Annotated in this window: 23 protein-coding genes; 13 read left to right on the top strand and 10 right to left on the bottom strand. The window is 61.6% G+C overall.

All coding sequences use genetic code 11. The features are described from left to right. The first annotated feature begins 5 nt into the window (after nucleotides 1–5). Genes AC1RQ5_RS00660 through AC1RQ5_RS00650 form a run of 3 tightly spaced genes read left to right on the top strand, consistent with a single transcriptional unit; the run spans nucleotide 6 to nucleotide 3290 of the window. The gene (locus AC1RQ5_RS00660) at nucleotides 6–1244 is read left to right on the top strand and encodes a CaiB/BaiF CoA transferase family protein (protein ID WP_493196696.1); all 1239 of its coding nucleotides are present in this window, start codon (nucleotides 6–8) and stop codon (nucleotides 1242–1244) included. Then, a complete protein-coding gene (locus AC1RQ5_RS00655; RefSeq protein ID WP_493196695.1) occupies nucleotides 1244–1999 on the top strand; it encodes an enoyl-CoA hydratase/isomerase family protein in 756 nt (251 codons plus the stop codon). Before AC1RQ5_RS00660 ends, AC1RQ5_RS00655 begins: the two co-directional genes overlap by 1 nt. A gap of 58 nt (nucleotides 2000–2057) precedes the next feature. Then, nucleotides 2058–3290, top strand: a complete 1233-nt coding sequence (locus tag AC1RQ5_RS00650) for an ABC transporter substrate-binding protein (RefSeq protein ID WP_493196694.1) — start codon at nucleotides 2058–2060, stop codon at nucleotides 3288–3290. Here AC1RQ5_RS00650 and AC1RQ5_RS00645 read toward each other — a convergent pair. Continuing rightward, entirely contained in the window at nucleotides 3280–4191 is a 912-nt protein-coding gene (locus AC1RQ5_RS00645; protein WP_398476314.1) for a LysR substrate-binding domain-containing protein, read from the bottom strand. The two genes, AC1RQ5_RS00650 and AC1RQ5_RS00645, sit on opposite strands and share 11 nt — an antisense overlap. Nucleotides 4192–4374: 183 nt before the next feature. Between AC1RQ5_RS00645 and AC1RQ5_RS00640 the strand changes: the two genes are divergently transcribed. Together AC1RQ5_RS00640 and AC1RQ5_RS00635 are read left to right on the top strand one after the other, a co-directional pair. Continuing rightward, nucleotides 4375–5592 carry an FAD-dependent oxidoreductase gene (locus tag AC1RQ5_RS00640; protein ID WP_493196693.1) on the top strand — a complete coding sequence of 406 codons (1218 nt, stop codon included), beginning with the start codon at nucleotides 4375–4377 and terminating at the stop codon, nucleotides 5590–5592. A 133-nt stretch (nucleotides 5593–5725) separates the two neighbouring features. Continuing rightward, on the top strand, nucleotides 5726–6694 hold the full coding sequence (locus AC1RQ5_RS00635) for a Bug family tripartite tricarboxylate transporter substrate binding protein (RefSeq protein ID WP_493196692.1): 969 nt from the start codon (nucleotides 5726–5728) through the stop codon (nucleotides 6692–6694). Nucleotides 6695–6807: 113 nt separating this feature from the next. Here AC1RQ5_RS00635 and gyrB read toward each other — a convergent pair whose 3' ends face one another. From gyrB to rpsT, 7 genes are all read right to left on the bottom strand, one after another. Further along, on the bottom strand, nucleotides 6808–9249 hold the full coding sequence (gene gyrB, locus AC1RQ5_RS00630) for a DNA topoisomerase (ATP-hydrolyzing) subunit B (protein ID WP_493196691.1): 2442 nt from the start codon (nucleotides 9247–9249) through the stop codon (nucleotides 6808–6810). A gap of 193 nt (nucleotides 9250–9442) precedes the next feature. Next, the gene (locus AC1RQ5_RS00625) at nucleotides 9443–10618 is read right to left on the bottom strand and encodes an FUSC family protein (protein ID WP_493196690.1); all 1176 of its coding nucleotides are present in this window, start codon (nucleotides 10616–10618) and stop codon (nucleotides 9443–9445) included. A gap of 45 nt (nucleotides 10619–10663) precedes the next feature. After that, nucleotides 10664–12832: a hypothetical protein gene (locus AC1RQ5_RS00620; RefSeq protein ID WP_493196689.1), complete on the bottom strand. Its 2169-nt coding sequence runs from the start codon at nucleotides 12830–12832 to the stop codon at nucleotides 10664–10666. 87 nt (nucleotides 12833–12919) lie between these two features. Beyond that, nucleotides 12920–14056, bottom strand: a complete 1137-nt coding sequence (recF, locus tag AC1RQ5_RS00615) for a DNA replication/repair protein RecF (RefSeq protein WP_493196688.1) — start codon at nucleotides 14054–14056, stop codon at nucleotides 12920–12922. 161 nt (nucleotides 14057–14217) lie between these two features. Next, a complete protein-coding gene (gene dnaN / locus AC1RQ5_RS00610) occupies nucleotides 14218–15336 on the bottom strand; it encodes a DNA polymerase III subunit beta (RefSeq protein ID WP_398476300.1) in 1119 nt (372 codons plus the stop codon). Between the two features lie 267 nt (nucleotides 15337–15603). Beyond that, a complete protein-coding gene (gene dnaA / locus AC1RQ5_RS00605; protein WP_398476297.1) occupies nucleotides 15604–17034 on the bottom strand; it encodes a chromosomal replication initiator protein DnaA in 1431 nt (476 codons plus the stop codon). Nucleotides 17035–18297: 1263 nt separating this feature from the next. After that, nucleotides 18298–18564: a 30S ribosomal protein S20 gene (gene rpsT / locus AC1RQ5_RS00600; protein ID WP_398476295.1), complete on the bottom strand. Its 267-nt coding sequence runs from the start codon at nucleotides 18562–18564 to the stop codon at nucleotides 18298–18300. On the opposite strand from rpsT, the gene AC1RQ5_RS00595 reads away from it, so the two are divergent. From AC1RQ5_RS00595 to AC1RQ5_RS00575, 5 genes are all read left to right on the top strand, one after another. Next, nucleotides 18557–18814, top strand: a complete 258-nt coding sequence (locus AC1RQ5_RS00595; RefSeq protein ID WP_398476293.1) for a hypothetical protein — start codon at nucleotides 18557–18559, stop codon at nucleotides 18812–18814. The two genes, rpsT and AC1RQ5_RS00595, sit on opposite strands and share 8 nt — an antisense overlap. 88 nt (nucleotides 18815–18902) lie before the next feature. Continuing rightward, nucleotides 18903–19217 (top strand): hypothetical protein, encoded by a 315-nt coding sequence (locus AC1RQ5_RS00590; protein ID WP_398476291.1) that lies wholly within the window; start codon nucleotides 18903–18905, stop codon nucleotides 19215–19217. 104 nt (nucleotides 19218–19321) lie between these two features. Then, on the top strand, nucleotides 19322–19978 hold the full coding sequence (gene msrA / locus AC1RQ5_RS00585; protein WP_398476289.1) for a peptide-methionine (S)-S-oxide reductase MsrA: 657 nt from the start codon (nucleotides 19322–19324) through the stop codon (nucleotides 19976–19978). 129 nt (nucleotides 19979–20107) lie between these two features. After that, the gene (locus tag AC1RQ5_RS00580; protein WP_398476287.1) at nucleotides 20108–20758 is read left to right on the top strand and encodes a polysaccharide biosynthesis/export family protein; all 651 of its coding nucleotides are present in this window, start codon (nucleotides 20108–20110) and stop codon (nucleotides 20756–20758) included. 283 nt (nucleotides 20759–21041) lie between these two features. Beyond that, a complete protein-coding gene (locus AC1RQ5_RS00575; RefSeq protein ID WP_398476285.1) occupies nucleotides 21042–22046 on the top strand; it encodes a Bug family tripartite tricarboxylate transporter substrate binding protein in 1005 nt (334 codons plus the stop codon). 161 nt (nucleotides 22047–22207) lie between these two features. Here AC1RQ5_RS00575 and AC1RQ5_RS00570 read toward each other — a convergent pair whose 3' ends face one another. Further along, nucleotides 22208–22879, bottom strand: coding sequence for a dienelactone hydrolase family protein (locus AC1RQ5_RS00570; protein ID WP_398476283.1), 672 nt, complete (start codon nucleotides 22877–22879; stop codon nucleotides 22208–22210). A 248-nt stretch (nucleotides 22880–23127) separates the two neighbouring features. Between AC1RQ5_RS00570 and AC1RQ5_RS00565 the strand changes: the two genes are divergently transcribed. Genes AC1RQ5_RS00565 through AC1RQ5_RS00555 form a run of 3 tightly spaced genes read left to right on the top strand, consistent with a single transcriptional unit; the run spans nucleotide 23128 to nucleotide 25156 of the window. Further along, nucleotides 23128–23592 carry an Rrf2 family transcriptional regulator gene (locus tag AC1RQ5_RS00565; protein ID WP_493196687.1) on the top strand — a complete coding sequence of 155 codons (465 nt, stop codon included), beginning with the start codon at nucleotides 23128–23130 and terminating at the stop codon, nucleotides 23590–23592. After that, a complete protein-coding gene (locus AC1RQ5_RS00560; protein ID WP_493196686.1) occupies nucleotides 23582–24475 on the top strand; it encodes an NAD(P)/FAD-dependent oxidoreductase in 894 nt (297 codons plus the stop codon). The genes AC1RQ5_RS00565 and AC1RQ5_RS00560 overlap by 11 nt, the downstream gene beginning before the upstream one ends. Nucleotides 24476–24478: 3 nt before the next feature. Further along, nucleotides 24479–25156 (top strand): class I SAM-dependent methyltransferase, encoded by a 678-nt coding sequence (locus AC1RQ5_RS00555; RefSeq protein ID WP_493196685.1) that lies wholly within the window; start codon nucleotides 24479–24481, stop codon nucleotides 25154–25156. A gap of 116 nt (nucleotides 25157–25272) precedes the next feature. On the opposite strand, the gene AC1RQ5_RS00550 is transcribed toward AC1RQ5_RS00555, so the two are convergent. After that, nucleotides 25273–25632: a hypothetical protein gene (locus AC1RQ5_RS00550; RefSeq protein WP_398476275.1), complete on the bottom strand. Its 360-nt coding sequence runs from the start codon at nucleotides 25630–25632 to the stop codon at nucleotides 25273–25275. Nucleotides 25633–25711: the final 79 nt, after the last annotated feature.

Below are 25711 nucleotides of genomic sequence, written 5' to 3'. Positions count from 1 at the left end.
CCAATGTGAACGCAAAGAACGATACCAAAGGGCTCGGGGAGCGCAGCGGTCCGCTGCAGGGCGTGACCGTTCTCGACATCACCCGCGTGGTCGCCGGTCCGTTTTGCTCGATGCTGTTCGCGGATCTCGGCGCCACCGTGATCAAGGTGGAGCATCCCGGCGATCCCGATTACGCGCGTACGTTTCCGCCCTTCGTTGGCACTGGCGACGATCAGTTCAGCGCTTTCTTCACCCAGTTCAATCGCAACAAGCGCGGCATCACGCTCAATCTTAAATCCGAGGACGGCAAGGCGCTGCTGAAGAAGCTGGTCGCCAAGGCCGATATCCTGGTCGAGAACTTTCGCCCGGGCACCATGGACAAGCTCGGTCTCAGCTATGAGACGCTGCGCGAGATCAATCCGAAGCTCGTCTATACCGCGATTAGCGGCTTTGGCCGCACCGGTCCGAATTCGTCGCGTCCGGCCTATGACAATACGGGCCAGGCCGTGGGCGGTCTGTGGTCGATGAACGGCTATCCCGATCTGCCGCCGGTGCGCGTCGGTACCATTATCGGCGATCTCGCAGCGTCCCTCTATGCGGCGATCGGCACCCTCGCGGCGCTGCGCGAAGCCGAGCGCAATGGCAAAGGCCAGGTGGTAGATGTCTCGCAGCAGGACTCGGTGCTGACGCTTACCGAGAATGCCGTGGTGCGCTACACCGTCGAGAAGGACGTCGCGACGCCACTCGGCAACGACCATCCGTTCGTGCGGCCCTATGGCCAGTTTCCTTGCAAGGACGGCTACGTCTTCTTCGGCGGTTACACCGACAAGTTCTGGGCGATCACCTGCGGGCTGTTCGGCGAGCCCGAGATGGCGCGGGCTCCCGGCATCGAAACGATGGAAAAACGGTTCGATCCTGTCGTGGCGGAGACCAGGGTCAAGCCGCTGCTGGAGCGCTGGTTCAGCAAATATACCAAGGCCGAACTGGAAGAGATGGCCGGCGACCAAGTGCCGCTCAGCGCCATCAAGACGATTCCGGAAGTGGTGGAAGATCCGCATATCGCGGCCCGCAACATGATCGTCAATGTGCCGGTGGCGGGCAAGCTGATCGGCATGTTCGGTCTGCCGATCAAGCTCTCCGACACCGATCAATCGACTTTCGAAAAGGCGCCGTCTCCCGGTGAGCACAATGCGGAGGTGTTGGCATCGCTGCTTGGTGTGACGTCGGACGAGCTTGATCGTCTCAAAGCATCGGGAGCGATCTGATGTCGATCGATTTCACCACGGACGGTCATGTCGCCACGGTCCGCATCAACCGGCCGGACAAGATGAATGCGCTGACGCTGGCGATGTATGACGATCTCGGCCGTGCCTTCCATGCGATCAAAGACGACGACGCCGTGCGTGCCGTTGTGCTGACCGGCGCTGGCGACCGTGCCTTCTGTGTCGGCGCGGACCTGATGGAGTCAATCCCGGCACTTGCCTCCGACAAGATGGATATTTCCGCCTGGGATCCCGCGCATATCAAGTTTCCCGGTTTCTACAAGCCAGTAGTCAGCGCCATCAAAGGCATGTGCATGGGCGGCGGTTTCGAGATCATGCTGGCGACCGATATCCGCGTCGCTGCGCGCAATGCGGTCTTTCAATTGCCTGAACCGAAGCACGGCTTTGTGCCGGCTGGCGGCACGCTGGTGCGTCTGGTCCGGCAAATCGGATACGCCCATGCCATGGAGATTATGCTGACGGCCGAGCGTTTTTCGGCCGACGACCTGCAAGCCAAAGGTGTCATCAATCGCGTCGTCGATGTGGATCAGGTTGAACCTGTGGCGTTCGAGCTCGCCACCAAGATCGCGGCGCTGAGCCCGGTCGCAATTCAGACCATCAAGGAGGCCGCGCTGACGCTGCAGGATCTGCCGCTCGCGGATGCCTTCCACAAGGAGGCCACACTCGGCCAGCGCACCTTCACCAGCGCGGACGCCAAGCGCGGCCTCGCCGCCTTCGCGAACAGAGCCGCGAAGTAGTTACACGACCACATCGCAACAGACGTATCGAGCCAATCGATACGCGGAAGGGGGAAGCATGAGACAGATCGATTTCGGTGCCCGTTACCTGACAGCTGCACTTGCGAGCGCATTCCTTTGCTCAGCCTCGGCACATGCCCAGACCGTGCAGATCTCGGACGGTGTCGTCCGCGTCGGCGTGATCGAGGACATGTCGGGCGTCTATGCCGACATCACTGGCAAGGGCGCCGTGACGGGCGCGCAGATGGCGGTCGAGGATTTCGGCGGCAAGGTGCTCGGCATGCCGATCGAGGTCGTGTTTGCCGACCATCAGAACAAGCCTGACATCGCCGCCACAACTGCGCGAAAATGGTTCGATAATGATAAGGTCGATGCCATTCTCGACGTGGCGTCCTCGTCGCCGGCGCTGGCCGTCCTCGAGATCGCCAAAGAGAAAAAGAAGATCATCACGCTGAGTTCACCCGGCTCGACGCGAATCACGAATGAGGTGTGCGGTCCCTTTGTCGTTCACTGGGCCTATGATTCCTTCGCGATCGCCAACAGCACCGGAAAGGCGCTGGTCAGCCAGGGGTTCGATAGCTGGTATTTCGTGGTCGCCGATTACGCGTTTGGGGCAAGTCTGGAGAAGGACACCGGCGATGTCGTTAAGGCGGCCGGTGGAAAGGTTGTCGGCGCGACCAAGCATCCAGTCGGTACCGCGGACTTCGCTTCGGTCCTGCTGCAGGCGCAGTCGTCCAAGGCCAAGGTGGTGGCACTCGCCAATGCCGGCGGCGACACCATCAATTCGATCAAGCAGGCAGCGGAATTCGGCCTGACCTCGAGCGGGCAGAAGCTCTCGGCGCTGGCCGGCTTCATCAACGACGTTCACGGACTCGGGCTGAAGGAAGCGCAAGGGCTGACGATCACCGAAGCGTCCTACTGGGACATGAACGACGAGACTCGGAAATGGTCGAAGCGCTTCTATGACAAAGTCAATGCGATGCCGAACATGCTGCAGACCGGCACCTATTCATCCGTGCTGCACTATCTGAAGGCTGTTCAGGCGGCTGGCACTGACGAGACCGAAGCGGTCATGAAGAAGATGCGCGAATTGCCGGTCGATGACGTGTTCTACAAGAACGGAAAAATCCGCGAGGATGGCCGCATGGTGCATGACATGTATTTGTTCGAAGTGAAGAAGCCGGCCGAGTCGAAGGCGCCGTGGGATTATTATAAGCTGCTTGCGATAATCCCTGCCGATCAGGCTTTCCAGCCGCTGTCGGCGTCGCGGTGCCCGCTAGTCAAGAAGTAACGTCCTGAGGCGCTGATCCCTGGGCCTGCGACAGCAACCAGGCACGGAAAGCCGAGAGCAATGGATTCCCGGCTTTCTCCTCCGGGGAGGCAAAATAATAGGAGCCGACGCTTTTCAGCGTCAGGCTCGACAGCACGCGCAGTTTGCCGGACCTCAGCTGGTCGGAGATCAGGAATTCCGGCAGCAGCGCAACGCCGAGCCCGGAACTCGCTGCGCTGATCAAGGTCGATTGAATATCGAAGCGTGGCCCGCGGATCACATTGGTGCCCTCGAGCTGAGCCGCATCAAACCAGCGCCGCCATGCGTCCGGCCGTGTCACCAGATGCAGCAGCCGCAATTCGGCGACCTCGCGCGGCGGCAATTCGCCGCGTCTGCCGATCAGCGCGGGGGAGCCGACCGGCAGCAACACCTCATCGAACAGGTAATCGGCCTGGGTGCCGGGCCAGTCGGGCTGGCCGAAATACAGGGCGCCATCCAGCGCGGTCTCGCTGAAAAAGAAGCGCGTGTTGCGCGCGCTGACATTCACGGCGACGCCTGGATGCCGCGCGTAAAAATCCGGCAGGCGCGGAATGAGCCATTGGGTGCCGACGGTCGGCAAGGCCGCCACGTCGAGCACGGTGCCGTCAGCCTCATAGCCCATGATTTCCAGCGCATCGCGTTCGATCTGCTCGATGGTCCGCGCCACACGGGTGCTGTAAGCCTCGCCGGCGCGCGTCAGCGTGATGCGCTTCTTGATGCGGTGGAACAGCTTGACACCAAGCTGGGTCTCCAGCTGTGCGATCTGGCGTGATACCGCGCTCTCGGTCAGCGCTAGTTCACTAGCCGCGCGGGTTACGCTGAGATGCTTGGCAGCCGCGCTGAAGGCCATCAGCGCGCCCAGGCTCGGGATTCTGCGACGCATAGTTCATTCCAAAAACGCAAGATGTCTGCAGATTAAATTGTTTGCATGCCTAAGTGCAAGGCACATAGCTTCCGTCTCATGATGAAAGTCAGCAATGACGCGGACCTTTCTCCGCGATCTGGCTGACCGATCTGACCGCGCCGCGATGCCTGTGGTCCGATCGCCAATTGAGGTTGTGGACGAATGAGCGCGAAAAAGTATCCGGTCATTATTGCTGGTGCGGGCCCTGTCGGCATGGTCGCCGCCGCGGATCTGGTGAGGCAGGGCATTTCGGTTCTGGTGCTGGAAAAGAACACGGAACTGAGCGGAGAGTCGCGCGCATCGACCTTCCATCCGCCAACCCTCGATATGCTTGACGATCTTGGTTTCGCCAAGGAATTGATCGCGCAGGGGCTTAAGGCGCCAACCGTCCAGTATTCCTCCTCCGCCGACGGCGTTCTTGGAACATTCGATTTCAGCGCGATCTCGGACCTGGTGCGGCATCCGTTCCGCCTGCAGGCCGAGCAGTTCAAGCTGACGCGCATCATTCTCGATGGCCTGAAGGACAATCCACTGCTCTCCATCGTGTTCGGCTGCGAAGCGAAATCCGTGACGCAAACCAGCGATACGGTCACCCTGACGGCGACGGTCGGCGGCGAGGACAAGACCTATGAATGCGATTGGCTGATCGGCGCTGATGGCGCCAACAGCATCGTTCGTCGTAGCCAGGGCATGGAATTCGAAGGCTTTACCTGGCCGGAGCGTTTCCTCGTCATGACGACGCCGGTGGATTTCGCCGCGCTGCGTCCTGGCGTGTCGTCCGTTAGCTATGTCGCCGACCCCGAGCGTTGGCATTTCCTGCTGCGGATCATCGGCGCGTGGCGCGTGATGATGCCGGTGCCGGCCGAAATGTCTGATGAAGAGGCGCTGTCAGAAGCCTACGTCACCTCGTCGATCCGCCGCGTCGTGCCCGTCGGTGTGGATGCGCCGATCACGCACACCACGCTCTATCGCGTGCATCAGCGCGTTGCTGCGAATTTCCGGAAGGGGCGTTCCTTCCTCGCCGGTGATTCCGCGCATATCAACAATCCGCTTGGCGGCATGGGGATGAATGGCGGCATCCACGATGCCCTAAATCTGACATCGAAGCTCGGTGCCGTGATCAACGTCAAGGACGACGAGAACATTCTCGCCGATTACGATCTGCAGCGCCGCACGGTGACCATGCAGGCGATCCAGGGCGACACCATCCGCAACAAGAAAAATCTCGAAGCGAAGGACGAGGCTGATCGGGCCCGTTTCCGCGATGATATTCGCGCTGCCGCAGCCGATCCCGAGAAGGGTCGCGCGCTGCTGCGTCGTATTGCGATGCTGGATTCGCTCGAACGGGCGGGCGCATTGCATGTGGGTGGGCCGGCGTAATTGCCGTCACGTCCCGAGGCGAGGACCGATGGCAACCGACCATCGGCTGAACAAGAATTGCGTGAGTGGAGGTGCCAAGGCCGTGGTTCTCGAAATGTCATGCAGGGTGTTCAGAATGCGAAATAATTTTTCGATGAAGTGGAAGACATTCATTCTTGCGGCGCTAATGGCGCCTCTCTCCGTCGGAACGGCCATGGCCGGCTTTCCGGAAAAGATGATCACGATCGTGGTCCCGTATCCCGCCGGCAGCACGGCTGATGCGATCCCGCGATTGGTGGCGCCGCTGATGCAGAAATCACTCGGCGTCAACGTCATCATCGAAAACCGCGGTGGTGCGAACGGATCGATCGGCGCGGCACGCGTAGCGACTTCGCCGGCGGACGGCTATACGATCCTGCTTGCGACGACCGGCATGATGGCGATCAATCCGTGGATCTATGAAAAGCCGGCCTACAATGCCGAGAAGGACTTCACGCCGATCACCAACGGCGCTTCGACGCCGAACATCCTGGTCGTTAATCCGTCGGTCAAGGCGAGCTCGCTGAAGGAACTGATCGCGCTGGCCAAGGCCGAGCCTGGCAAGCTGACATTTGCCTCGGCAGGTATCGGCAGCACCAGCCATCTGTGCGGCGAGACGCTGAAAGTGCTCGAAGGCGTCGATGCTGTTCACATCCCGTATCAGGGCGCAGCGCCGGCACTTCAGGACGTCATCGGTGGCCAGGTCTTGATGATGTGCGACAATCTCTCGAACACGGTTCAGCAGGTGCAGAGCGGTCAGTTGCGTCCGATCGTCGTGACCGCGCCTGAAGTCAGCAAGCAGCTTCCGAATGTGCCGACATCGCCGCAGGCAGGTTCGCCTGATCTGCTGGCTGGCAACTGGTATGGCTTCATTGCCCCGGCGGCGACCCCGAAGGATGTGATCGAGAAGCTCAATGCATCGATCGTCGAAGCACTGCGTGATCCCGTCGTAACGGCACGCATGGAAGGCCTCGGATTGACGGTGATCGCCGACAAGCCGGCGGAATTCCAGGCGACCATTGCCAAGGATTCAGCGCGGATGGAAAGCATCGTGAAGCGCGCCAAGGCCAAGATTTCAAACTGATACGCGCTACTCTGGAAGCCGAATTGCGGCCTTTGGCCAGCTCCAGAAAACAAAAAGGCCGTCGTTCGATTGATCGAACGACGGCCTTTTCTTGAAGGTTCGTTGGCGGATGCTCAGACGTCCACGTTGGCGCTGAGCGAATTGTCCTGGATGAATTCGCGGCGCGGTTCCACCACGTCGCCCATCAGCTTGGTGAAGATATCGTCGGCCTCGTCGACCTCTTTGATCTTGACCTGCAGCAGCGAGCGCTCGTTGGTATCGAGCGTGGTCTCCCACAGCTGGCCGGGATTCATCTCGCCGAGGCCTTTATAACGCTGCAGCGCCACGCCCTTGCGGCCGGCATCGGTGACGGCCTCGAACAGCGTGACCGGGCCGTGAATGGCAAATTCGATATCCTTGCGGCGCAGAACGCCGGACTTCGGATAGGCATCCTGCAGCCGGCTGGCATATTCATCGAGCTTGCGGGCATCGGCAGAGCCAAGCAGCGCATCGTCGATGAATGCCACATCCTTCACGCCGCGGATGGTGCGCTCGAAGAAGAAGCCTTCGCCCTCGCGGAATGCGCCGGTCCAGCCACGCTCGACTTCGTCGGCCAGTGAATCCAGGCGGCGCGCGATGTAGCTCGCAGCCTCGTTGGCGGTGGCGAGATCACGCGTGACTTCGACATTGAGAACGCCAGCGATCGCCGCTTGCTCGACCACGTTGCGATTGTAGCGCGAATGCAGGTTGTTCAGCGTCGAGCGGATGATGCGTGCATCTTCCACCAGTGACAGCAGATCGCGGCCGGTGCGTTCTTCGCCAGCGGACGTACGGAACAGGCAGTCGTCGAGACCGGTCTCGATCAGGTAGTCTTCCAGCGCTCGCTCGTCCTTGAGATACTGCTCGGACTTGCCGCGCGTCACCTTATAGAGCGGGGGCTGCGCGATATAGAGATAGCCGCCTTCGATCAGTGTCGGCATCTGGCGGAAGAAGAAGGTCAACAGCAGCGTGCGGATATGCGCGCCGTCGACGTCGGCGTCCGTCATCAGAATGATCTTGTGATAACGCAGCTTCGACAGATCAAAATCGTCGCGACCGATGCCGGTGCCGAGCGCCGTGATCAGCGTGCCGATCTGCTCCGACGACAACATCTTGTCGAAGCGCGCGCGCTCGACGTTCAGGATCTTGCCGCGCAGCGGCAGTACCGCCTGGAATTCGCGGTTGCGGCCCTGTTTCGCGGATCCGCCTGCCGAGTCACCCTCGACGATGAACAGTTCGGACTTGGCGGGATCGCGCTCCTGGCAGTCGGCGAGCTTGCCGGGCAGGGAGGCGATATCCAGCGCTCCCTTGCGCCGCGTCAGTTCGCGCGCTTTTCGGGCAGCTTCGCGGGCAGCGCCGGCCTCGATCACCTTGTTGACGATGGTCTTGGCTTCGGCCGGATGTTCCTCGAACCAGGCGGCCAGCGCCTCGTTGATGCCGTTCTCGACCACGGGGCGCACTTCCGAGGACACCAGCTTGTCCTTGGTCTGCGACGAGAATTTCGGATCCGGCACTTTCACCGACAGCACGGCCGTGAGGCCTTCGCGGCAGTCGTCGCCGGTCAGCGCGATCTTTTCTTTCTTGGCGATACTTTCGGCATAGCCGTTGACCTGGCGCGTCAGCGCGCCGCGGAAACCGGCCAGATGCGTGCCACCGTCGCGCTGCGGGATGTTGTTGGTGAAGCACAGCACATTCTCGTGGTAGCTGTCGTTCCACCACATAGCGACTTCAACGCTAATGCCGTTCTGTTCCGAACGCATCACGATTGGAACCGGCACCATCGCCTTCTTGTTGCGGTCGAGATATTTGACGAATTCCTCGACGCCGCCGTCATACATCATCCGCTCGTGCCGCTCCTCGGGATGACGGAGATCGGAGAGCAGGATGTTGACGCCGGAATTCAGGAAAGCGAGCTCGCGCAGGCGATGCTCGAGCGTGGCGAAGTCGTACTCCACCATCGTGAAGGTCTCGGCCGAGGCATAGAACGTCACCTCGGTGCCGCGGCGGCCATTGGCGTCGCCGACCACTGATAGCGGCGCCACGGCGTCGCCATGGGCGAACTCGATGATGTGTTCTTTGTCATTACGCCAGACGCGCAGGATCAGCTTGCTGGACAGCGCGTTGACGACGGACACGCCAACGCCGTGCAGTCCGCCGGACACCTTGTAGGAATTCTGGTCGAATTTTCCGCCGGCATGGAGCTGGGTCATGATGACCTCGGCCGCCGAAATGCCTTCGCCCTTATGGATATCGACGGGAATGCCGCGGCCGTCGTCACGCACGGTCACCGAGCCATCGGCATTGAGCACGACTTCCACGGCCGTCGCGTGGCCTGCCAGCGCTTCGTCGATGGCGTTATCGACGACTTCATAGACCATGTGATGCAGGCCGGACCCGTCATCGGTGTCGCCGATATACATGCCCGGCCGCTTGCGGACCGCATCGAGTCCCTTCAGGACCCGGATCGATTCCGCGCCATATTCGGCCGGAATGACGTACTCGGTTTCGGCGATGGGCTGCCGGGCTGGTTCAGTCATGAAATGCCTTCGAAGATGGTACCGAATCAGCGCGGGGAGCGACGTCTGATCACCGTCATTTGTGCCACGAATTGCGCACAGAACCTAGCGCAAAGTCATGCGCAGCAAGTTGTTGAATAGATGGAGTTTTCAGGCTGATTTTCAAGCTGCCAAACAGCCGTTTTGGAAGTCTGATTCCGAACCCTTCAAAACGCTATTTTTCGATCACTTTTGGCGGTTCGCTGCGGCCTCCACGCCGCGCGATCAGATGCGCGATCAGCACGACTGGCTCCAGCAACACCATGCCAAACAGGATGCCGAGCAGCCGCTCATAGCCCGGCGTGAGTTGGGCGCTGTCATAGTTGTCGGGCACCAGCACCACGACGAAAGCGAGCACGAATTGCAGTCCGGCATAGCTCATGGACGGCGGCCCGTTCTCGATATGGCGGCCAATGACGACGCCAAGCACGAGGCCGATGGTCATCACGACCGGCGAATGCTGGCTCAGCAGCAGGATCGCGCCGCCGAGGAAGCCGCCGGCGAGGCAGCCGACCAGCCGCTGCATCACGCGTGACGACACCGGGCTGAGGATCCCATCCGCCAGTGCTGCCGCAGGTACCAGCATGACCGCGAAAATGGTGATGGCGGACTGGCTGAGTTCCGGGATTTTGAAGGCCAGCCACACGGCGGGGATGAGCGCCAGCGCGATGGCGCCGGTCAGCGCATGCCGCGCCACCGTCGCCTGCCATTGTCTGGCCGGCAGGCCGACCGGCTTGGCGCGCAGGTTCCGGTCCGGGCTAGGCAATCGTCGCCGGATCGTCCAGGTCGAGATCGCGCTGACAATGACGCAGGCGATGGTGCCGGCCAGTACTTCGAGCACCCGCGTCGTGGCGAAGCGCTGGATCGGCTCACTTGCGTGTTCCATTGCCTCGATCAGCACCATCAGGAAGGTGAGGCCGGTGAATAGCCAGGCATAAGCCCGCTTGCCGACAATGGCGAAATACAGCGTCACGCCGCCCCAGACCATCAAGCCGAAAGCAAGCAGCCATGGCGACGGCAGCAGATAAGGCGCCAGCAGCAGTGCGCCACCGGCACCGATCAATGTGCCGACCACGCGCAACAGGCCACGGGTAAAACTCTCGGCCACATGCGATCGCATCACCATATAGCCGGAGAATGCAGCCCAGCCGACATTCTCGGCGCCGATCTGATGTGAGATCAGAATTGCAAGCAGCACCGAGCAGGCGCATTCGATCTCGTCGATCATGCGTGGGCCAGGCTTTGGCAGCGTGCGCATCTCGACCCAGACGGCGCGCGCGATCCGCGACAAATGAAGCAGCAGGAATGTCAGCATCGTCTGATGTTTGCCGTGGAGCGGAACATCGGGCAACACACAATCATTCATGCAGCCAAAGCGCGGCTGCGTGTCTCCGGCTCAGTAAAGCTGCAGCGGCAGGATGTCCCGGCCGCCGGGTGCCACCATCACGCCCCAGCTGTCATTGGCGGCAAGGTTGAGCTTTGCCTCATGCGTTGGTCGTCCGGCTGTCTGGATCGCCAATTTGTGTTCGCCCGGCGCCAGTTCCAGCGTCGGGCCGTTGCGGTCCTGCGGCGTGCCGGCGCCAGCCTTTACCTTGATCGTCTTGCCGGCTACGGTAATTGTCACCTCCGCATCGCCCATATTGCCGAACAACAGGCGCACTTTGCCCGGCGCTGGCAGGATGCCTGCTTTGCTGGCGACATCCGTATGCCGTTGCACGAGATGGACCGTGGTCTCGTTCTTGTCGCGACCCAATAGCAGCGTTGCCGGGCCATCCTTAGTTTTGAAACTAAGCTTTATGCTATCGGCTTTGATCACCGCTTCGCCCGCAATGTCCTGCCACTGTAGCTTGCCGAGTTCGGTGCGATAAAAGCCGAGCACCGCATCGAGCCCGGCTGGGATGCTGGCATTGAGCTCGTGGCGGAACGGTGCGCCACCCGGCCAGCCGGATGTGCCGAGCACGCGCATGCTGCGCTGTTTGGGTGTCGGGAATGTCGGATCACCATCGGAGTCCAGTGCCGGTTCGGCTTTGGCGACGCCCGTGGTGGCCTCGGCAGGCTTCGCTGCAACATTTGTCAATTTCAGGCCAGCGCCGCTGACACGCACCGTCGCCTTCGGACCCATTTGCATGATCGTGAAAGCGAGGTCGCCTTTTGACTTGCTGAAATTAAGCACCATCATGGTCGGATTGTTGATCACCGACGGCCGTTCCTTCCAGCCCTGCGCCTTCAGCGCGTCGCGATAGAACGCCGCCAGCGATTTCACGCTCGCGCTGCTGCTGAAATCGAGCTGGCCCGACGATGCGTCATGATTGACCTCGCTCGCGCCATCGGGGATCGCGATTGGAATGCCCTGCGCGGGCTGTGCGGCAAGCTTCTCGGCGGGTGTCGTGGCCGCCACCGCGATTTCGCTGCGGCGCCGCTTGTCGTCGGCCGCGATCAGCGATTGCGCCTCGCTCAGCGCGTCCTGCATGAAGCGGTTCGAGGCTTCCTTCTTCGCGCGGGCCTTCGCTGCCAGCGAAGCCGCAGATTCCTGCGCCACCATCTGCACGATGGCGAGATCGTGCTGCCGGCCGATATGCATCCGCGCCTCGCCATCCGGCGAGGTGAATTTCATCTTCACCTCGTCAGCGGTGATAGCCGTATCTTTCGTCTCCTCGCGCCAGCCGCGCTTCTCCATCTCGCTGCGATAGAACGCCGTCACCGCCGGCAGGTCGGCGAGCACAGCCGCCTTGATCTCCCGATGCGGTGAGTCTGACGCGCCGGTGCCGGAAGCACCGCGTGTCTGGGCCGGCCGCGGCAGGCCTGCCATGTCGCTGTCCGCTTCCAATGTCTGCGGCAGCGCAAACGGCGCCGAACGCATGTCGATCACCGTCTTGCCGTCGCCTTGCGAGGTCAGCGTCAGCTGGATCGGCTTGAGATACCGTTTGCCGGGATGGATGAAGAAGGCGCGCATGCCTCCAGCGACAGGCTCGTCGAGCCGGGCGTCAGGCCAGCGCAGGCCTGCTTCGCTGGCCTGCAGCGGCTGCCAGCCTTCCTCGGCCAGTCCCGTGCGCAGAAAGCCGACGGTGGCGTCCGCCGCGCCTGATGTGACGCAGTTCAGATAAGGCCGTGCGGAATCATAAACGATGTCGGTTGCATCCGCGGGGATCGGCACATTGGTATCGATCCGCGACGCCGAGTAGGAGACGGTGGAGCGGTCGGCCTTGCCGCCGGTCATGGTGACCGAGACGATCAGAGCTTGCCGGCCCTTCTTGAAAAACTGTCCGGATACGCCCTGCTGATATGGCTGCACATAAGGCTGCCAACCATCGGCGATCAGCAGTTTGCGCACATTGTCCCGCGCCTGCGCCGCCGATCCTGCTATACTGTAGTTCGTGCGCGAGGTGTCAGGCTTGCCGCGCGCGTCGCTCTCCACTGCGCCTTCGATCCGCGGCAAGGCGGTGGTATCCGCCAGGCCGATATCGGCGCGTGCCGTTGGCGCGCTGGCGAGAATGACCGCGAGTGCGGTGAAGGTCAGCAGCCATCGGCTGGTCGGGACAGATGCCCCGGTCATTGAACGAACCATAACTGTCTCCGGATCATGCAGCCCGGCGGGTCGCGTCATCGCGACCGGCGTCGAGTGCTAGTCTTGGAAACAGCCCGATTGGTTCAATCACGCCCGCCGTGTGATACGGCCCTGTACGACGTCGAACAGTTCGCCCATGGCGCCGAGATCGACGAAAGCAGCCGGGTCGGCGCCGGTCATCCAGACCTGCGCGCCGAGCGTCGCGAGTTCGCCGAACAGCGACCGGCGGCGGTCCGGGTCGAGATGCGCGACGATTTCGTCGAGCAACAGAAGGGGCGTGATGCCGGTCATTTCGGCCACCAAAGTCGCATGCGCCAGGATCAGGCCGATCAACAGCGCTTTCTGCTCGCCGGTCGAGGCATCGCGCGCAGGCATGTTTTTCGGCGCGTAGATGACCTGCAGGTCGGTTAGATGCGGGCCGTCCAGCGTACGACCTGCAGCGGCATCGCGCGGGCGGCTGTCGCGCAGGATCGCGCGATAGCGATCCTCCACGGCCGTCGCCGGTTCACTCGTCAGTGCCTGCTCCATCCAACCGTCGAGCGCAATGATCGCCGATGGAAACGCCGAGGCCTCACCGCGCTTGTGTAGCATCGCAGCCAGTCGCGTCACTGTCTCGCCGCGCATGGCCGCGACCGCCACTGCGAGTTCCGCGGTCTCGCGTTCGACAGCGTCGAGCCAGTGGCCGTCGCTGCTGCGTTGTTCGAGCAACCGGTTGCGCGAGCGCAGGCTGCGCTCCAGCGCGGAGACGCGGCTGTTGTGATCCTTGTCGATGGCCAGCACCAGGCGATCGAAGAAGCGCCGGCGCTCTGATGCCGCACCCATGAACAGCTGATCCATCGCTGGCGTCAGCCACACCATGCGCAGGTGATCGCCGAATGCCGTGGCGGAGCCCACCGGTTCGCGATCAATGCGGCAGCGGCGCGTGATGGAGGCGCCTTCGATGGGCGGGTCGATGCCGGTGCCGAGGGTTGCCAGGCCGACCTCGCCCTCGACAGTGGCAGAGACCGCCCAGGAACCGTCGCCTTCATTATTGGCGACATCTTCGAGCGTAGCGCGGCGCAGGCCGCGGCCCGGGGAGAGAAACGAGATTGCCTCGATGCAATTGGTCTTGCCGGCGCCGTTAGGCCCGACGAGCGCGACCATGTCGGCGGACGACTCCAGCGACGATGAGCGATAGGAGCGGAAGTTGGTCAGCGATAGGCGATGGATACGGGAGGCGGTCATCAGCAAAATTCTCTCGTCATGCCCGGCCTTGTGTCGGCCATCCACGCCTTTACCAAGAGGCTCCAAAGACGTGGATGGCCGGGACATCCAGCGAAGCAACGCTTCGTGTTATGGCCCGGCCATGACGCAATTGAATGAGCGAGAGCGCGAACAGAAGTGCCTTACACCCGCATCGGCATCAGCACATAAAGCGCGCCCTTGTTGTCCTTGTCCTGTACCAGCGTCGGCGAGCCCGGATCCGCGAGCCGCAGCACGGCCACTTCGCCTTCAATCTGCGCGGCAATATCCAGCAGGTAGCGCGAGTTGAAGCCGATATCGAGCGCGTCCGAGGCATATTCGACCTCGAGCTCTTCCGTCGCGCTCCCCGAGTCCGGATTGGTCACCGAGAGCACCAGCTTGCCGGCCGACAAAGCTAGCTTCACGGCACGGCCGCGTTCGCTGGAGATCGTCGAGACGCGGTCCACCGCATTCTCGAAATCCTTCTTGTCGATGATCAGTTCCTTGTCGTTGTTCTGCGGGATCACGCGGCCATAATCGGGGAAGGTGCCATCGATCAGTTTCGAGGTCAGCACCACATTGCCGAGGGTGAAGCGGATCTTGCCCTGCGACAGTTCGACGGTGATCTCGGCTTCGGTATCCTCGATCAGGCGCTGGACTTCGCCCACGGTCTTGCGCGGTACGATCACGCCCGGCATGCCCTCGGCGCCTTTCGGCTGCTTGAGGTCGATCTGCGCCAGGCGATGGCCGTCGGTGGCGACGCCACGCAGGGTCGCGGCTGCAGCCGTGCCAGCGGCATGCAGATAAATGCCGTTGAGATAGTAGCGGGTCTCTTCGGTCGAGATCGCGAATTGCGTACGATCAATCAGGCGCTTGATGTCTGCGGCCGGAAGCGAGAACGAATGCGTCATTTCGCCCGCGGCGAGATCCGGGAAATCATTCTCCGGCAGCGTCTGCAGCGTGAAGCGCGAGCGCCCGGCGCGGATCGCCATGACCGAGCGGTCGCCATCGCTCTCCAGCACGATCTGCGAACCGTCCGGCAGCTTGCGGACGATGTCGTAGAACATATGCGCTGGCACGGTGGTGGAACCGGGGGTGCCGGTTTCCGCTGCCAGCGTCTCGGTCACTTCGAGATCGAGGTCGGTGGCTTTCAACGAGAGCTGGGCATTTTCGGCGCGGATCAGCACGTTACCGAGGATCGGAATCGTGTTCCGGCGCTCGACCACGCGATGCACGTGGCTGAGCGACTTGAGGAGCTGCGCGCGTTCGACCGTGACCTTCATAACAAATCCGCCCGATTAACGATGGGAATTCCGGGCAGCCTGAACAGCGCCGCGGGGACCGCAAGGTGACGGTAAAGCGCGGGAAGTGCAAGAGATTTGGCGATGAATTGCTGTGCAGCTCCCACGTTTATGGTCACAGGCCTGTCGTGATTTCCCGCACGCTCCTCGTCATCTCAAAATTCCGAAGCCTGAGTCATGTCTTGGTCTGGGCTCAAGCCGAGGATGCCCGGCACGTGGCCGGGCGGAGAGTGCATGGGGCGGTTGGGCTTATTCCGCCAACTGGCGCTTCAGGCTGTCGACCTCGTCCTGCAGGGCCGTGTCCTTGCCGACCAGCGCTTCGATCTTGCGCACGGCATGGAGAACCGTGGTGTGGTCACGGCCGCCAAAACGCCGACCGATTTCCGGCAGCGAGCGCAAGGTCAGTGTCTTGGCCAGATACATCGCCACCTGGCGCGGGCGCACCACATTGGCGGTCCGTCGTGAGGATAAAAGATCCGAGCGGCTGACGTTGTATTGCCGGGCCACCACACGCTGGATGTCCTCGATCTTGATGCGCTTCGGCTCCATCGGGCGAATGAGATCGCGCACTTCGCGTTCGGCCATTTCCAGCGTCACCGCGGTGGCGTTCAGCTTCGAATGGGCGAGCAGGCGATTGATCGCGCCTTCAAGATCGCGACCGTTATGGGTGATGGTGCGGGCGAGATAGTCGAGCACCGGCTCCGGCACGTCGAACGAGGCGTGATGCGCGCGAGCCGCGGCGACGCGCGATTTCAGAATGCCGAGGCGCAGCTCTTCGCCAAGCGTCCCCATTTCGACGACGAGGCCGCCGGCAAGGCGCGACCGGACGCGTTCGTCGAGGCTTTCGAGATCCGACGGCGGACGGTCGGCGGCGATCACCACCTGACGACCAGCATCGATCAGCGCATTGAGCGTATGGCAGAATTCGGCCTGGGTGGTCTTGCCCTGCAGGAACTGGAGATCGTCGATGACGAGCACGTCGATGCCGCGCAGCGCTTCCTTGAAGGCGAGTGCTGTCTGCGTCTTCAATGCGGCAACGAAGCCGTACATGAATTTCTCGGCGGTGAGGTACAGCACCTTGCGCTCGGGATTCGAATTGCCGGCCCAGGTCACGGCCTGCAGCAGATGCGTTTTGCCCAAGCCGACACCGGCATGAATATAGAGCGGGTTGAACATCACCGGGTCGCCGCGGCGCCCTTCGGCGACCTGACGCGCGGCAGCATGGGCCAGCGTGTTTGCGCGGCCGAGCACGAAGCTCGCAAAGGTCAGGCGCGGATCGAGGGGCGAGCCGCCGAGCGCTTCATGACTGGCGGACACGGGCGCGGTTGCGTTGCTGCGGATGTCTGCAGCAGGACGATTGCCGACGGATTCAGCACGGCGCGGCTCGGCCTGCGCCGCGACTTCCTTGGCCGGGGCGACATTGCGCATAGCTGAACGCACGGTGAGATCGACGCGCGACACCTTCGGCATTTCGGCGCGCCATGCATCGAGCACGCGCTCGGCATAATGGGCCTGGATCCAGCTCTTCAGGAAGCGGGTTGGCACGGAGAGGTGCACGGACTCGTCCTGCACGGCTTCCAGATCCATACGGGCGAACCAGCTCGAGAAAACATCCTCGCCAACGCTCGATCGCAGACGGCCCTTCACGCGAGTCCAGTGATCCTGTTCCATGTTCGACATCGTTTCAGCTTCTCAATTCAAATGTGTTGGTCGAGCGCAAGCGCCCATGAGCATGCGCGCCAAGCGCGCGGTGACCTCGTGTGGCTGCTTTCGGACAAAGCTCCGCCGTTCGGCGTTCACGCCGCGAGCGGATCAGCTCTGTCGAAGAAGGGCCGGGTGAGGTCAGTGCGTACTGAGTGCTCTGTCAGGAACGCACGAAGGGGGGCGGGTGGAGATGGAAACCGAGGACTTTACCAAAGTCTTGGAGCCGGACGCTGATCGCAAAGAAGAATGCCGTGTGATCATGGATTTGCGCATAGAAGCTCCCCCGCTCGCCGCGGTCATCGCGGCAAGGTGTCAGTTTCGAATATGGTCCAAAGTCAGTGCGCAACGCTCAACGCGGCAAAGCGTTCAGGGTCGCATTGTCTTTCAGCCCGCCTCTTCACAGGACGATCCCCTTGTCTTGCCAGTGCACGATCTCTGCTTCGTATCTCTTTCAAAGCATCCATCATGGATGCTCGAGAAATTTCGACACAGAACGACCGCTCTCATATTGCTATGAGTTGCAACTCGCTTGAGACTTGGAAAGCATCGCCAAACCTGGAAACCGTCGCTGATCTTCAGGCTCGCCCTCGTTCCGAAATCGCTCTGATCTCAAGAACGGCGGGGCGCTGCGAATGATTTAGAAATACAGCACGGCCCGTTTCTCGCAACGGAATCATTTTTTCGCAGCTTCGCGAAAGCCGCACTTGCAGCGACTAATTTGTTGGTTCGTTTTTCAAACATATCGACAAGATTTTGAATCTGCGCACTGAATCCCATTGTGACAGTGGCGTTGCAAATTCGGTAAGCCGAAAAAAGAAATTCATATTTCATTTACGAAAGCACGGGCGGCATCCGCGGATTCGAACTGCTCGCTGTCGCTATGTGGATAAGTGATTATCGCGACGCGATTTTTTCTGTGCGCTGACTCAGGGTAACCTTGCACGTGGCGTCGGCTTCGGCATTGCAACGCGCTTGCTTTTTGAGAATCACGACAGCGCAGGCAGAGTCTGCGCATTGACATCGGTTCGATGCTTGCCGTTCCCGCCGTGTCTTTCGCGCGACATGTCGTGAAACGCATCGGTGCCTGATTTCATAGGCTTTTCGCGTCATCCAAATTTCTTGCTTCATCATCCGGATGGGTGATGCCCGCCGTACATAAAGTATGTCGCGCGCGACGTGACGCAAACAAAAAGCCCGGCGCGAAGGCCGGGCTTTTCGAAGTCATATGCTTGATGTCGCTTACTGAGCGAGCTTCGCGATCTGGTGCGTCAGGCGCGAAACCTTACGGCTGGCCAGGTTCTTGTGAACGATGTTCTGCTGAGCGGCCTTCATCAAGGCGGGCTCGGCAGCCTTCATCGCTTCCTTCGCTGCGCTGACGTCGCCGGTCTTGATAGCGTCTTCAACGGTGCGGAGGGCCGAACGCATCTGGGTGCGGCGCGACTTGTTAACGATGGTGCGGCGCGCGATCTTGCGGGTCGCCTTCTTGGCGGAGGTCGTATTGGCCATTCTCAAATATCCTTCAGCAGCGACCCGTCCGGGCGCCGGGCTGATTGACGTTTGCCGCCCGATGCGGCCAACGCTGATCTGTTTCCGGGGTGTTCCTGAAATGCTATCCCCGGAGCGGCTATTCGCTCTTGAGGCGCGCCGCTCAAAGAACAGCGGCGGCGGGATCGCGCCCACCGCCTTTGGCGCTTCTTATAGAGGCCGTGTTTTGCAGCGTCAACGATTTCTCAAACCGCCAATGCGCGGCAAATGAGCTGTCTCGCCTTGTTAAGTGGCTGTAACGGTTGAATTTCTCGCTTCCAGCCATTATTGCCGAGAGGACGAGCGATGAGGGGATTCGGATGATCCGCGGTTTTTTCCGCCTGATTGGGCTTTTGTTGCTGGCCGCGGGTTTCGTGTTCCTGGTCTATGACGGTGCTCGTTCGATCGCCGATCAGGCGCTGCGGCTGACCAAACTCGGCGAATTCTGGAACGATATCAATCAGGCCAGCCAGCGCAGCTTTCTTGCGATGATCGATGCCGATGCGCCGTGGCTGCGCGGCGGCCTGAAATTGCTGCTCGATCAGCCGTCCTGGGCTGTGATGGGAATCCTCGGCATTTTGCTGATGCTTTTGTGCCGTCCGCGCCGACCTTTGATCGGTTATTCGCGAAATTGATGCGGCCTCCTTGCGGCAGCTATGCGGCATCTCAGCGGCGTAACGATCTGCCATTTCTCCCGAAGATACCCATATAGGGTGAAGAAAAACGCAGGAGACGACCGATGCTGTTCACGCGCAAACCCGTCGCCATGGTTCCCGCCGCCGACGCTCTGCCCGGCCGCGCTACGCCGATACCGACCGCGACCACCCATTACGTTAACCGCAGCAAGCTGCTGCCGCCTTACCCCGCCGGTCTCGAGCAGGCCGTGTTTGCGCTTGGCTGCTTCTGGGGCGCGGAGCGCAAGTTCTGGGAGCTCGGCAATGGCATCTATACGACCGCGGTCGGCTATGCCGGCGGCTTCACGCCGAATCCGACCTATGAAGAGACGTGCTCGGGACTGACCGGCCATACCGAAGTGGTGCTGGTGGTGTTCGATCCGACGAAGATTTCCTACGAGCAGCTGCTGAAAACGTTCTGGGAAAATCACGATCCGACCCAGGGCATGCGGCAGGGCAACGATATCGGCACGCAATATCGCTCGGCGATCTACACCTTCTCCGATGCGCAGCTGAAGGCGGCGAAGGAATCCGAAGCCACCTTCCAGAAGGCGCTCGACGCCAAAGGCTATGGTGCGATCACCACGGAGATTGCACCGATCGACAAATTCTATTTCGCCGAGGACTATCACCAGCAATATCTCGCCAAGAATCCGGGTGGCTATTGCGGGCTCGGCGGCACCGGCGTGTCGTGCCCGATCGGCGTCGGCGTCAGCGCCTAAAGGGCAGATAAACACCGATAAAAAGCCCGTTTCCGAACCATTCGGAGACGGGCTTTTGCGTGGCTTTGAGCGGTACTGACAACCATATGTTAACCATAAGGGCGCACAACCGGATGGTCTCTATGAGGGATGAGTCCAGTGCCCGTACTTCGCGCGTTACGCCTGCCATTGATCGTTGCCGCCATGGCCCTCGCCATGACCGGCTGCATGCGCCGACCTGGCCCCGTCGCCGTGGTGGCCGCGCCGGCGTCTCTCGACACGCTCGCTTATAACCGCTCGGGCCCGCCCGTCGCCTATGCCGTGCCTTCCTCGAAATATGATGCGCAGTACCAGCTCGATGCCGGCGACAAGCTGCGCGTCGTGGTTTACGGGCAGGAAGGCCTCACCAATTCCTATGCGATCGATGCCGGCGGCGCGATCACCATGCCGCTGATCGGCCGCGTGCCCGCGCGCGGCATGACGCCGGCGTCGCTGGCTGCCGCCATCACCGGCCGCCTGCGCAATGGATTCATCCGCGAACCGTCGGTGGCGGTGGAGATCGAGACCTATCGTCCGTTCTTCATTCTCGGCGAAGTCGCTGCTCCCGGCCAATATCCCTACGTGCCGAACATGACCGTCGAGAGCGCCGTCGCCATCGCCGGTGGTTTCTCACCGCGCGCCAAGCGCGATGCGGTCATGCTGACTCACAATCGCCCGGAAGGATCGTATCGCTCCGAAGTGCCGCTCGGCACGGCGGTCGATCCCGGCGATACGGTGATGGTCGGCGAACGCTGGTTTTGATCGTCGCAATCGCGTCGCGCGGATAGTGGCCTCGGCCGATCCGCGCGCCGATTCATGATCATGCAAAATCGCCTGCAGGGGGCATCCTGCAGGCGATTTTTTTATGGGATGGAATGGCTGACATCATACAGCAACAAAAATGCTGCGATGATTTCGCGCAGGTTCGCGTTTACGCGCAAGGTACCGTTCCGAACCAAGTTTCTTCCTGTATGAAGACCTGAGCGAGATCACTCGCATGTGCGGACGCTTGTCCGCGCCAAAAACATTCAGGATGAGGGAAACGATGACGATCGCTTCGACGATGACCAGACGCGCGCTTGCCTTGACGATGCTGGGCGCAACCAGTTTGGTGATGTCCGCCTTGCCGGCCCAGGCGCAGGACGCCGTAAAATCCTATCCGGACAAGCGCATCAATTTTGTCGTCCCCTACGCGCCGGGTGGCGCCACCGATGTGGCCGCACGTCTGCTTGCACAGAAGCTGCAGGAATCCTGGAAGCAGACCGTCACCGTCGAGAACAAGCCCGGCGCCGGCGGCGTGATCGGCAACGACTTCGTCGCCAAGGCGACGCCGGATGGTTACACCGTGCTGATTGCCATCACGCAGATCATCCAGGCGCCGAGCCTGATGTCGAAACTGCCTTATGATGCGTTCAAGGATCTCGCGCCGGTGACGCAGGTGGCGATCTCGCCCATCGTACTGGTGGTGCCCGACCAGCAGCCGATGAAAACGGTGAAGGAGCTGATCGATCTCGCCAAAGCGAGCCCCGGCAAATATCCGTATGGCACCTTCGGCAATGCCACCACCTCGCATCTCTATGGCGAGCTGCTGAAGAAGAATACCGGCATCGACATGACTCATGTGCCGTATCGCGGCGCCTCGCCGCTGCTCAACGATCTGCTCGGCAATCAGGTCACCGCGGCATTCCTCGATTTCACCACCGCGGGTCCGCAGCTCGAAGCGGGCAAGATCCGCCCGCTCGCTGTCGGCGGCGAGAAGCGCAAGCCGAAGCTGCCGAATGTGCAGACCATGGCCGAACTCGGCTATCCCGGCTTCGAGGCGGAAGGCTGGGTCGGTGTGTTCGTGCCGGCGGGGACGCCAAAGCCGATCGTCGACAAACTGTCGGCGGAGCTTGGCCGCATCATCAATTCACCGGAAGGCACCGCGGGGTTGCAGGCGGTGAATCTGGTGCCGGTCGGGGATAGTGCGGAGTCGTTTGAAAAGACGCTGAAGCGGGATTTCGAACGTTGGGCGACTGTGGCGAAGACGGCTGGCGTGAAGGGGGAGTGAAACGCCCGCTTTCGCAATGCTGACGAACTGTCACCATCCGCGAAAGCGGGTGGTCCAGTAAACGCAGAATTGGCGATGAAGAAGTGTCGGCCAAGTGCACTGGATCGCCCGGTCTAGCCGGGCGATGACAGTGAGTGTTGTGGAGCGGTGCAGCGCGCCGCTTACTTCAAATGCTTCGCCAGGAACGCCAGGCTTCGCTCGCGCGCGACATCCGCGCTTGCTTTGTTGTAGCTCGCCCGCTGGTCGCAGTTGAAACCGTGTTCGGCGCCGTCATAGACGAACACCTCGACCTCTGGCCGCTTGGCCTTGATGGTCTCGACATCGCTGAGCGGAATGCCGTGATCGTTCTCGCCGAAATGCAGCTGCACCGGCACCTTCGGTTTGTCATCGGCAAAGCGTACCACGGCGCCGCCGTAATAGCCGATGGCGGCGCTCAGGCCGTCGAGCTTGGTCGCGGCCGCATAGGCGATGCTGCCGCCCAGGCAGAAGCCGATAATGCCGACCGGGCCGGCATCCTTCACCGCATCGATCGCCGCCTGGGTGTCACGCAGGAAGGCCGCCCAATCCGGATTGGCGACAAATTTGCGCGCGATGGCGACTTCCTCGGCTGAATAGCCTGACTGAAAATTGGGCTCGACGCGATCGAAGATCGACGGCGCAATCGCGACATAGCCCTGCACGGCGAAGCGATCGCAGATCGTGCGGATGTGGCTGTTCACGCCAAAAATTTCCTGAATCACGACCACGGCGCCTTTGGGCTTGCCTTCCGGCTGGGTGCGATAGGCACCGAGCTTGAAGCCGTCCGATGCGGTCAGCGTAATGTCTTGTCCCACGGGCTTATCCATTTCGTTGTTGGTTGGGTGCGGTGTGTTTGAAGCGCGGGGCGGCGCGGGTCCACTCAAGATTTGGCGAGGGTGGGATGCAGGAACCGTAGGATGGGTTGAGCGCAGGCGCATCGCGCCAGAGCGAAAACCCATCGGCGGAGTTCGCAGCATCGTTCGGTTGATGGGTTTTCGCTGCGCTCAACCCATCCTACGCGCACGGCTTGACAGCCTCCATATCACGCATCATATGAAGTTACATGAGACGAGATAGCCGCCTGTCCGGCGTCCTCCATGTGCTGTTGCACATGGCCGAGGACGATACGCCCAAGACGTCCGAAGCCCTGGCGCGGGCCATGTGCACCAATCCTGTTGTGGTCCGGCGGATCATGGCCGGTCTGCGCGAGCAGGGGCTGGTGAGTTCCGAAAAGGGCCATGGCGGCGGTTGGCGGGTCGTCTGTGACCTCAACAAGGTGACGTTGCGCGACATTTATGAGGCACTGGGTGAGCCGGACATTCTCGCCATGGGCAATCGCACGGACATGCCCGGCTGCCTGGTGGAACAGGCGGTGAATGCCGCGCTCGGCAAGGCTTTCGATGAAGCCGAAGAACTGCTGCTGCGCCGCTTTGGTGAAGTCACGCTTGCCATGCTGAGCGCGGATTTCAATGCGCGGTTCAAGGGGCAACGCGACAAGTTCAAGCTGGAGAAAGCACATGACGACTGATGCCATCATCGTGGGCGGCGGCTTTGCGGGCCTCGCTGCCGCGACCTATCTCGCGCGGGCGCGTCGCAATGTTGTCGTCATCGACACGCGGCAGCCGCGCAACCGATTTGCGGATGCCTCGCACGGTTTTCTCGGTCATGACGGCAGCGATCCGCAGCAGATTCTCGCCACGGCGCGTCGACAAGTTCTAGCCTATCCCGGCGTGCGAATGATCGAGGGCGAAGCCACCAATGCGCGCGTCGCCGCAGATGGCTTCTCGGTGGTGCTGGGCAATGGCGAAGCGCTGGCCACGCGAAAAGTGATCCTTGCCTTTGGCCTGCGTGACACGCTGCCGTCCATTCCCGGCATTCAGGAGCGCTGGGGCAAGACGGTGCTGCATTGTCCCTATTGCCATGGCATCGAATTCAGCGATCGCCAGCTTGGGGTGCTGTATCGCACGCCGATGTCGGTGCATCAGGCGTCCATCGTCGCGGAATGGGGACCGGTGACGCTTTATCTCAACGGGCATGAGCTGGATGCCGAAGGCGCGGAGACCATGGCGCGCCGTGGCGTGCGGGTGGAGGCGGCGAAAGTCATCGGACTAGAAGGCGAGCGCACGGCGCTGTCGGCGATCGCGCTGGACGACGGCCGGCGCAGCGCGGCGGATGCGCTCTATATAGCGCCGGAGTCTTGCCTGTCGTCACCGCTGGCGGAGCAACTCGGTGTGATGATTGAGGATGGTCCGATGGGGCCGATGATCAAAACCGACGCGGACAAGATGACGACCGTGCCTGGCGTTTACGCCGCCGGCGATATCGCGCGGGCGCCGCATAGTGTGACCTGGGCAGCGGCCGATGGCGTCACCGCAGGAACCTCCGCGCATCGGGCTCTTGTGTTCGGCTGAATCATGAGCCTGACGCAGACATTCAACGATCCCGCGGCGGTGGCGGGCTATACCGAGCGCGCCAAGCGCCAGGTGCCGGGCTTCAATGATCTGCAGCGCATGGCGCAGTTGCTACTGGCGGAGCGTGTGCCGGACATAGGTGATATTCTGGTGCTCGGCGCTGGCGGCGGGCTGGAGCTGAAGCTGTTTGCCGAGGCGCAAAAGGACTGGCGACTGCTCGGCGTCGATCCATCGGCTGGAATGTTGGATCTGGCCCGTTCGACATTGGGGCCGCTGCAGTCGCACGCTGAATTGGTCGAAGGCACAATCGACGCAGCGCCGCTCGGGCCATTCGATGGTGCGGCATGCCTGCTGACGCTTCATTTCCTGCCGCGGGACGAACGGTTGCGGACATTGCGGGAGGTTCGGCGACGGCTGAAGCCGGGCGCGCCTTTTGTGGTGGCGCATCATAGCTATCCGAAAGGCGAGCAAGGGCGGCGCTGGCTGTCACGCTTTGCGGCTTTTGCTGTGTTGAATGGTATCGAAGCGAAGCAGGCGGCAGCCATGCCAGCCGCGCTCGAGGAGCATTTGCCTGCGCTGTCGCCGCAAGAAGATGAGACGCTGTTACGCGAGGCAGGGTTTAGCGATGTGGCGTTGTTCTACGCGGCATTGACGTTTCGCGGATGGGTGGCGAGGGCGTGAGAAGTTCGCAGCCGTAGGGCGGATGAGCGCAGCGTCATCCGCCGCGGAGTTTCAACCATGACTTCGGCCGGCGGATTACGGCTTCGCCTCATCCGCCCTACGACCACAGCTATACGTTACTCCCACATCCAGTTCTGGCCCCAGTCGCCTTTCCATCCGGTCAGGCGGCCCTTGCGAAACTGAAGAAACAGCCGGTCCTTGCGCGGGAACAATCCGCTGCCGCCGATGTCGCGATAAGCGAGGAATATCTCATCACCCGGCCGGCCTTTCAGATAGGTCAGCGGCACGCCGAGCGCGTGAGCGGCGGCATCTGCCGGCATGCCGAAGGCAAGGGGCGTGGTGTTGGACAGCGTCGCCGCGAAAGGCGCATCCACCGGCACCAATGGTTGCGCCGTGACAGGTGTGGTTGTCGCCATCACCCAGAGGGCGGGCAACGCTGCCAGAGACATGGCGGCCAGGTGGATGCGATGGGTCATGATGCCAGTGTCTCTGCGAATCCGTGTGTCGCGCAAGGCGGATCGTCTCAATTTTTATCCATCGCTTTGACGGATCGCT

This window comes from Tardiphaga sp. GW821-FHT12E02 (assembly GCF_058807155.1).
The sequence above is the reverse complement of the archived record's forward strand: the minus strand, read 5'-3'. Positions and strand labels throughout refer to the sequence as shown.